The following is an 8,277-nucleotide window of genomic DNA, read 5'->3' on the forward strand; positions in this document are numbered from 1 at the left end:
CCGTTCACACCTTCGCGATGACGTTCTCGGCGAACATCTCCAGGTTGCGGATCTTCGCGTCGAGCGGTTCGGTGTCCTGGCCCATGATGTACGGGATCCGGAAGCCGACGATCACGTCGGTGACGCCCTTGTCCTCCAGTCGCTTGATGCCGTCGGGCGTGTAGGCGTCGATCGAGATCACGTGGATCTCATAGGGGCCGGTCTGGCCCGCTTCCTCGCGGAACCGGTTGAGTTTCGCGAGGAGAGCGTCGAGTTCTTCAGGGTCGCCGCCGCCGTGCATCCAGCCGTCGTTGCGGGCGGCGCGCCTCAGTGCGGCGTCGGCGTGCCCGCCGATGAGGATCGGCAACGGCTTCGACGGCGCGGGCGTCATCTTGGTCTTGGGGATGTCGTAGAACTCGCCGTGGTACTCGAAGTACTCGCCCGACGTCAGGCCCCTGATGATGTCGATGCACTCGTCCATCCGCTTGCCGCGCCTGGCGAACGGCACGTTCATCAGCTCGTAGTCCTCGGGCCACGGGCTGGTGCCGACACCGAGGCCGAGCCGATTGTCGAACATCGCCGCCAGCGAGCCTGCCTGTTTGGCGACCAGGGCGGGAGGGCGGATCGGCAGCTTGAGCACGAAGTGGTTGAACTTCAGCGTCGTCGTCACGGCGCACAGCGCGGCGGTCAGCACGAAGGATTCGATGAACGCCTTGCCGTCCAGGAACTCGCGGTTCCCGTCGGGGGTGTACGGATACTTCGAGTCCGACTCGAAGGGGTAGGCGACGCTGTCGGGGATCGTCATCGCGTGATAGCCGGCGGCTTCGGCGGCCTTGGCCAGCGGGATGTAGAACGCCGGGTCGGTCATCGCTTCCGCGTAGGTGAACCGCACATCGCCTCCTGCTCGTCGGTGAGCGAATACTAGAACGCGTTCTAGTCCGGCGGCAGTGGATTGCCCTATAACAGTGGGACGTCGATCTCGACGTCGTCCAGGGCGAACGGTGGCGCGCCGACGCCGACGACCGAGTGGGTCGACCACGGGGTACGTTCGGTCAGCCGCGCGGCGGCCGCACGCCGACCGATCGACACGGTCACATCCTGGGGCAGTCGCACGTCGAACGTGGCTTCGAAAACCGTTCCTTGCCAATGGTATCGGCCGTCGATCGGGTCGAGACGGCCAGTGAGCCTGACGTGGGCCCGGTGGCGGTCGCCGCCGATCTGGACCGTAGCGGGTCCGTCGTAGTCGGCGCCGCCTGCGATGGGTTCGCCGGTGTGCGAGCCGACCTCGAATGCCGACGGGATCCGCCTGCCCACCCGCCGCCAGTAATGACCCCGCCGGGGATGGAGATCCCGGCGGCGGCGCGAACGGTCGTTGTAGAACCGCTGCGCCCCGGGCCGCACCTCGATGCGGGTGCTGTCGCTGCGGCTCATGTAGGCCAGGCACTTGGCGACGTAGGCCTTCTTGGCGGCGACGTCCGGGTCGGTGAGCAGGAAGTAGTTCGGCACGCCGTGCACGGCGACACCGAGATACGGCTCCAGGTCGGCGGTCCGCAACGCCGAGGCGGTGGGAAGCGTGCCGTCGGTCGCGATGACCACCCGGGCGCGGCGGTCACCGACGGTCCACGTGTGGGACGCCTCGTCGAACCCGGCGCTCGCCGCGTCCTGCCCGCTCGCGAACACCACCGTCTCGGTGTCCGTCACAGGAAGCGGCTGCGCTTCCACATGCGGCGCGCAACGGGCCCCATCAAGCCGACCTCCTGCAGGAAGGCCGCCAGCGGGGCGAAACCGGAAACCTGCACCTGATGGCGGTGCGGGCTGGTCCGGGCGGCGCGACGGGCCTCCCGCGGGTCGAGTCCGGCCCGGCGGTACTGCACGGGGTTGCTGAACAGGTACTGGAAGAAGACCCCGCCGACACCGTTGACGTTGGCCACGAACATCTTCGGGATGCGTCGCAGATGGGGCGCGCGCTTGCGCAGTCCGTCGCGGGCGAACTGGATGTGCCGCGCCTCCTCGGCGACGTGGATCCGCATCAGCCGCTGCACCATCGGCTGCAGGTCGGGGTCGTCCATCATCTGCCGCTGTAGCGAGTCGAAGATCTCCTCGCCGATGAGCGCTGCGACCCACAGCGCCGAGCCCTGGAAGGCGAAGGGCAGCGCGTTGATGATGACGCGCTGATATCGCTTTGGCCGCACCGGTTTGGCGCCCACCCGCTCGATGGCCTTGCCGAACATCACCATGTGCCGGGTCTCGTCGCCGAGCTCGGTCAGCTCGTAATGCGTGGCGCGGGCCGTCGGATCCTGGTGCATCATCTTGCGCAGCAGCGCCTGGTTGAGGATGTTCTCGAACCAGATCCCCGCCGACAGGGTATTGACAAGCTCCTGCCGCGAGAGCTCGATCTGCTGCTCCCGTGTCATGCCGTCCCACAGCGGTGTGCCGTACAGCGACACGGTTTTCGGCGGCAGGAAGAACTTGTCCGGGTCGAGGGGGGCGTCCCAGTCGATGTCGACGACCGGCGCGTAGGACTTCTTGACCGAGCCCTTCAGCAGGCGCTCGGCGAACTCGTCGCGGGTCGGACCGGCGGGCGGCGGCGCGGAGGGCGGTGTCGTCGGAGCGGTCATCGCGAACGTCCCTTCGTCGACGTGAGGTGAATCGAAACTATGGAGCGCCCCGCGCGATGTCAATACCTCGGGTATCGCATACCTCTGGTATCGCAACATGTGCGCCCCGGAATCAGGGGCGATGGTCGATCATGGTGGCCATGGGATCTTTTCTGCTGCGCGCCGCGCTGACCGGGCTCGCGTTGTGGGTCGTCACGCTCCTCGTCCCCGGCATCGAATTCGTCGGCGGCGACTCGACGGCGGCCAGGGTCGGCATCATCTTCGTCGTCGCGGTGATCTTCGGCCTGGTCAACGCGGTCATCAAGCCGATCGTCCAGATCATCTCGATCCCGCTCTACATCCTGACGCTCGGCCTGTTCCACGTCGTCATCAACGCGTTCATGTTGTGGATCACCTCGTGGATCACCGAACACACCACCCACTGGGGTCTGTTCATCGACGACTTCTGGTGGACGGCGATCTGGGCCGCGATCGTGCTGTCGGTCGTGAGTTGGCTTCTCTCGCTTGTCGTGAAGGCAGACTGAGTGACATGCCCGAACTGCCGGAGATCGAGGCCCTCGCCGATCATCTGCGTCGGCACGCGGTCGGACTGACCGTGAGCCGCGTCGACGTCGCGGCGCTGTCGGTGCTCAAGACGTTCGACCCGCCGGTGTCCGCGCTGGCCGGGCGTCAGGTGACGGGCGCGAACCGGTGGGGCAAGTACCTCGGGCTGCAGGCGGGAGACATTCACCTGATCACCCATCTGTCCCGGGCCGGCTGGCTGCGGTGGTCGGACAAGCTGGCCGCCGCCCCGCTCAAGCCGGGGAAGGGGCCGATCGCGCTGCGGGTGCACTTGGAGAATCCGGGCACACCGGACCACACGGTGGGCTTCGACCTGACCGAAGCCGGGACCCAGAAACGCCTGGCGGTCTGGCTCGTCACCGACCCGATGGCGGTTCCGCAGATCGCGGCCCTCGGGCCCGACGCGCTGTCGCTGAGCCCCGAAGCACTGGCCGAGGCGCTGCGGGGGAACTCGGGACGGATCAAGTCGGTCATCACCGATCAGAAGGTGATCGCGGGCGTCGGCAATGCCTACAGCGACGAGATCCTGCACGTCGCCAAGCTGTCGCCGTTCGCGACGTCCAACAAGCTCACCGAGGTGCAGCTCGCGGCGCTGCACGACGCGATGATCTCGGTGCTCACCGACGCGGTGACGAGGTCGGTGGGTCAGCAGGCGGCGACGCTGAAGGGGGAGAAGCGCTCCGGGTTGCGGGTGCACGCACGCACCGGGCTGCCGTGCCCCGTCTGCGGGGACACCGTGCGGGAGGTGTCGTTCGCCGACAAGTCCTTTCAGTACTGCCCCACTTGCCAGACCGGCGGCAAGGTGCTCGCCGACCGCAGGATGTCCCGGCTGCTCAAGTAGCGCTCGGTACTTTCGCCGGAATTGCATTCCAGCAGGTCGTAACCCGCATTCTTACTGCTGGAATGCAATTCCGGCGGGGAGACGATTACTCGGCACTTGTCTAACTCGGTTATCCTGCCCGCATGACTCGGCAGAAGATCCTGATCACCGGTGCCAGCTCGGGGCTAGGTGCGGGAATGGCCCGCCAATTCGCCGCGAAGGGCCGTGACCTGGCGCTGTGCGCGCGTCGCGTCGACAACCTCGATGAGTTGAGGGCCGAACTCACCGCCCGCCATCCCAACATCAAGGTCGCCGTGGCGGCGCTGGACGTCAACGATCACGAGCAGGTGCCGAAGGTCTTCGGGGAGCTCTCCGACGAACTCGGCGGGATCGACTGCGTCATCGTCAACGCAGGCATCGGCAAGGGCTACCCGCTCGGCGGGGGCAAGCCGTGGGCCAACAAGGCCACGATCGAAACCAATCTCGTTGCGGCACTGGTGCAGATCGAGACGGCGATGGAGATGTTCAAGAAGGCGGGCGAGGGGCATCTGGTGTTGGTGGCCTCGGTGCTGGGCAATGTCGGCGTGCCCGGGCACAAGGCCGCCTACTCCGCCAGCAAGGCGGGCGTGATCTCGCTCGGCCAGTCGCTGCGCGCCGAGTATCCCTCGGGCCCGATCAAGATCACCGTGCTCGAACCCGGCTACATCGAGTCGGAGATGACCGCGAAGTCCAACTCGACCATGCTCATGGTGGATAACGAGACCGGCGTCAAGGCCATGGTCGACGCGATCGAGAAGGAGAAGGGCCGCGCCGTCGTCCCCGGGTGGCCGTGGTGGCCGCTCGTGGAGTTGATGAAGGTGCTGCCGCCCCGGTTCACCAACCGCTTCGCCTGAACAGTAGTCAATTACGCAGAACTGTCTATTCGGCGGTCCGGGTTTTCCTATTCTCGAACCATGTCCGATCCGACGAGCGTGGATCGGCGGCGCGAAGAGCGCAGCTTCCACTTCGACCGCCACACCCCGCAGTACCGCGACCGATTCGAAGAGATCACCGCGGAGATGCACGACCGGTGTCCGCTCGCGTGGACCGACACCTACGGCGGGCACTGGGTGGCTGCGGGTACGACGGAAGTCTTCGAACTCGCACGGTGCCCCCACGTCTCCAACGACAACGACGTGACCGGCGAACGCAACGGTTACACCGGCATCAACATCCCTCGCGGGGACTACAGCGCGGCCATCCGCGGCGGCATGCTGGAGATGGACGACCCCGAGCACCGGGAGTACCGCACCCCGCTCAACGCCTATCTGTCGCCCGCCGCGGTGCAACGGTGGGTCCCTGTCGTCGACGAGATCGTCAAGGCCTGCCTGGACGAGAAGATCGAGGAGGGCCGGATCGACTTCGTCGACGACCTGGCCAACATCGTCCCCGCGGTGCTCACCCTCGGACTGTTGGGCGTCCCGCTGAAGGACTGGGAGATCTATTGCGAGCCCGCCCACGCCATGGTGTACACCCCCGCCGACTCGCCTGACTTCCCCCGAGTCGCCGACCTGGCGATCGCTTCGGCCATGGGCATGATGCGCCACGTCGCCGAGATCCGGGAGACGCCGCGGCCCGGCCTGATCGACGCGCTGGTGCGGTGCCGGATCGACGGCGAACCGGCGCCGGACGCCGAGATCATGGGCATGCTGATGTTGCTGATCGGCGGCGGCTTCGACACCACCACCGCGCTGACGGCGCACGCGCTGGAGTGGCTCTCGCAGCACCCCGACGAACGCGAGCGCCTGAGCCGGGACCGTGACACGTTGCTCAACCCGGCGACCGAGGAGTTCCTGCGCTACTTCACGCCGGCCCCGGGGGACGGCCGCACCGTCGCGGCGGACCTCGAGGTCGACGGCGTCCTCCTCAAAGAGGGTGAGCGGCTCTGGCTGTCATGGGCGATGGCGAACCGCGACCCCGAGCTCTTCGAGAACCCCGACGAGCTGATCCTCGACCGGAAAGGCAACCGCCACTTCAGTTTCGGACTCGGTGTGCACCGGTGCATCGGCTCCAACGTCGCCCGGACCGTCTTCAAGTCGATGCTCACCGCAGTGCTCGACCGGATGCCCGACTTCCGTTGCGACCCCGACGGCGCCGTGCACTACGAGACGATCGGCGTCATCCAGGGCATGCAGCATCTGCCCGCGACGTTCACGCCGGGACCTCGGCTCGGGCCCGGCCTCGATGCCACGCTCGACAAGCTGCAGCGCATCTGCGACGAACAGCAGCTCGCGGCGCCCATCACCGTGCGCAAGGCTGCCGCGGTCATCGACTGAGCTGCGGCCACACTTGACAAATCGTTGGGTTTTCCCCCGATTGATTAGGTGAGTCCGGTAAGGCGAGGGAAAACGTTCCCGATATACAACCGCATCGGTGTGCTCCGCGCCGAACGGAAGATGAGTCGGGCGCAGCTCGCTGACCTCATCGACGTCGGTCAACCACAGCGTGACCAGCGGCACCGAAATCACGCGCTGCGGCCGCGCTCCGTGCGGTAGCGGCGCACCAGGGCGTCCGTCGACGAGTCGGTCTGCTCTGCGGGTGAGGTGTCACTGGTGATCACCGGCAGCAGCGCCTTGGCCTGGGTCTTGCCCAGCTCCACGCCCCACTGGTCGAACGAGTCGATGCCCCAGATGACGCCCTCGACGAACACCTGGTGCTCGTAGAGCGCGATCAGCTGGCCGACCACAGACGGCGTCAGCTTGGTCCCCAGGATCGACGTGCTCGGACGATTGCCGGGCATCACCTTGTGCGGCACCACCTCGGGGGCGGTGCCCGCTGGGAGATCTCGGATGATCTCCGCCGCATCTCTGCCGAACGCCAGCACCTGTGTCTGGGCGAAGAAGTTGCTCATGAGCAGGTCGTGCATGCTGCCGGTGCCGTCGGCGGTGGGCAGGTCGTCGGTGGGCTCGCTGAACCCGATGAAGTCGGCGGGAACCAGCCGGGTGCCCTGGTGCAACAGTTGGTAGAAGGCGTGCTGGCCGTTGGTGCCCGGTTCGCCCCAGAAGATCTCGCCCGTATCGGAGGTGACCGGGGTGCCGTCGGCGCGCACCGACTTGCCGTTGGACTCCATCGTCAGCTGCTGCAGGTAGGCCGCGAACCGCGACAGATCGTTCGAATACGGCAGCACCGCACGGATTCCGGCGTCGAAGAAGTTGTTGTACCAGAGGCCGATGAGGCCGAGCAGCACTGGGGCGTTGGCCTCGAGCGGCGCGGTCCGGAAGTGCTCGTCCACGAGGTGGAAACCGGCGAGGAACTCCGCGAACCGCTCGCGGCCGATCACCGCCATCACCGACAGCCCGATCGCCGAGTCCACCGAATAGCGCCCGCCGACCCAGTCCCAGAACCCGAACATGTTGGCGGTGTCGATACCGAAGTCGTCGACCAGCTTGCTGTTCGTCGACACCGCGACGAAGTGCTTGGACACCGCGTCCTGTCCGGCACCGCCGCCGAGTCCGTCAATCAGCCAGCGGCGCGCCGCGGTGGCGTTGGTCAGCGTCTCCAACGTGGAGAACGTCTTCGACGCGATGACGAAAAGCGTTGTCGCCGGGTCGAGTCCGTCGAGTTTGGCGACGAGATCGGCCGGGTCGACGTTGGAGACGAACCGGGCCGAGATGCCGGCGTCGGCGTAGTGCCGCAACGCCTGGTACACCATCACCGGACCCAGATCCGAACCGCCGATGCCGATGTTGACCACCGTCGTGATGCGCTCACCGGTCGCGCCCACCCACTGGCCGCCGCGCAGCCGGTCGGTGAACTCACCCATGCGGTCGAGAACCTCGTGGACGTCGGCGACGACGTCCTGGCCGTCGACCTCCAGCGCGGCCCCGCGCGGCAGTCGCAGCGCGGTGTGCAACACGGCCCGGTTCTCGGAGGTGTTGATGTGCGCACCGGAGAACATCGCATCGCGGCGTTCCGTGAGGCGGGCGATGCGGGCGAGATCGAGCAGCAACGTCAGTGTGTCGCGCGTGATGCGGTGTTTGCTGTAGTCGATGTAGAGGTCGCCGACCGTCAGCGTCAGCTCGCTTCCGCGGGCGGGATCCTGGGCGAACAGGTCGCGCAGATGGGTGGCGCCGATCTCGTCGTGATGCCGGGAGAGTGCCTGCCATGCCGGAGTGGTGGTGACGTCGGGGATGTGGGAGGTCTCAGAACCCATGTGCAGAACCCTAGATGAGTGATTCCAAGGGTTAGTGGTCGTAGGCGGTCAGTGATCGGCGGACGGTGGCGCCGATGGTGTCGTTGTGCCAGATGGCTGCGGTGAGC

At 66.7% G+C, this 8,277-nt stretch carries 8 protein-coding genes and 1 pseudogene; 5 read left to right on the forward strand and 4 right to left on the reverse strand.

Going from position 1 to position 8,277, the window contains the following annotated elements:
• Positions 1–4 precede the first annotated feature (4 nt).
• The 3 genes from H7I57_RS06110 to H7I57_RS06120 all read right to left on the reverse strand — a co-directional run bounded on the left by H7I57_RS06110 (position 5) and on the right by H7I57_RS06120 (position 2,597).
• A complete protein-coding gene (locus tag H7I57_RS06110) occupies positions 5–871 on the reverse strand; it encodes an LLM class flavin-dependent oxidoreductase (RefSeq protein ID WP_264022459.1) in 867 nt (288 codons plus the stop codon).
• Between the two features lie 65 nt (positions 872–936).
• Complete coding sequence (locus tag H7I57_RS33430; protein ID WP_264022460.1) at positions 937–1,680, reverse strand: DUF4873 domain-containing protein; 744 nt, start codon at positions 1,678–1,680, stop codon at positions 937–939.
• Entirely contained in the window at positions 1,677–2,597 is a 921-nt protein-coding gene (locus H7I57_RS06120) for an AurF N-oxygenase family protein (protein WP_264022461.1), read from the reverse strand. Before H7I57_RS06120 ends, H7I57_RS33430 begins: the two co-directional genes overlap by 4 nt.
• Positions 2,598–2,737: 140 nt before the next feature.
• Here H7I57_RS06120 and H7I57_RS06125 point away from each other — a divergent pair, with 140 nt between their 5' ends.
• From H7I57_RS06125 to H7I57_RS06150, 5 genes and pseudogenes are all read left to right on the forward strand, one after another.
• A complete protein-coding gene (locus H7I57_RS06125; RefSeq protein ID WP_264022463.1) occupies positions 2,738–3,121 on the forward strand; it encodes a phage holin family protein in 384 nt (127 codons plus the stop codon).
• 5 nt (positions 3,122–3,126) lie between these two features.
• Positions 3,127–3,999 carry an Fpg/Nei family DNA glycosylase gene (locus tag H7I57_RS33175; RefSeq protein WP_275080942.1) on the forward strand — a complete coding sequence of 291 codons (873 nt, stop codon included), beginning with the start codon at positions 3,127–3,129 and terminating at the stop codon, positions 3,997–3,999.
• 122 nt (positions 4,000–4,121) lie between these two features.
• Positions 4,122–4,871: an SDR family oxidoreductase gene (locus tag H7I57_RS06140; protein WP_264022465.1), complete on the forward strand. Its 750-nt coding sequence runs from the start codon at positions 4,122–4,124 to the stop codon at positions 4,869–4,871.
• A 60-nt stretch (positions 4,872–4,931) separates the two neighbouring features.
• Positions 4,932–6,293 carry a cytochrome P450 gene (locus H7I57_RS06145; RefSeq protein ID WP_264022466.1) on the forward strand — a complete coding sequence of 454 codons (1,362 nt, stop codon included), beginning with the start codon at positions 4,932–4,934 and terminating at the stop codon, positions 6,291–6,293.
• A gap of 48 nt (positions 6,294–6,341) precedes the next feature.
• Positions 6,342–6,449 (forward strand): annotated as a pseudogene (locus H7I57_RS06150) (helix-turn-helix transcriptional regulator); the annotation flags it as partial.
• A gap of 32 nt (positions 6,450–6,481) precedes the next feature.
• Here H7I57_RS06150 and pgi read toward each other — a convergent pair.
• Positions 6,482–8,170 carry a glucose-6-phosphate isomerase gene (gene pgi / locus H7I57_RS06155; RefSeq protein ID WP_264022467.1) on the reverse strand — a complete coding sequence of 563 codons (1,689 nt, stop codon included), beginning with the start codon at positions 8,168–8,170 and terminating at the stop codon, positions 6,482–6,484.
• Positions 8,171–8,277: the final 107 nt, after the last annotated feature.

Source organism: Mycolicibacterium pyrenivorans, assembly GCF_025821625.1.
GTDB lineage: Bacteria > Actinomycetota > Actinomycetes > Mycobacteriales > Mycobacteriaceae > Mycobacterium > Mycobacterium pyrenivorans.

Coding starts and splice junctions, on each gene's coding strand:
- pgi (WP_264022467.1), bottom strand. CDS start 8,170: ATGGGTTCTGAGACCTCCCACATCCCCGACGTCACCACCACTCCGGCA.
- H7I57_RS06140 (WP_264022465.1), top strand. CDS start 4,122: ATGACTCGGCAGAAGATCCTGATCACCGGTGCCAGCTCGGGGCTAGGT.
- H7I57_RS06125 (WP_264022463.1), top strand. CDS start 2,738: ATGGGATCTTTTCTGCTGCGCGCCGCGCTGACCGGGCTCGCGTTGTGG.
- H7I57_RS06145 (WP_264022466.1), top strand. CDS start 4,932: ATGTCCGATCCGACGAGCGTGGATCGGCGGCGCGAAGAGCGCAGCTTC.
- H7I57_RS06120 (WP_264022461.1), bottom strand. CDS start 2,597: ATGACCGCTCCGACGACACCGCCCTCCGCGCCGCCGCCCGCCGGTCCG.
- H7I57_RS33175 (WP_275080942.1), top strand. CDS start 3,127: ATGCCCGAACTGCCGGAGATCGAGGCCCTCGCCGATCATCTGCGTCGG.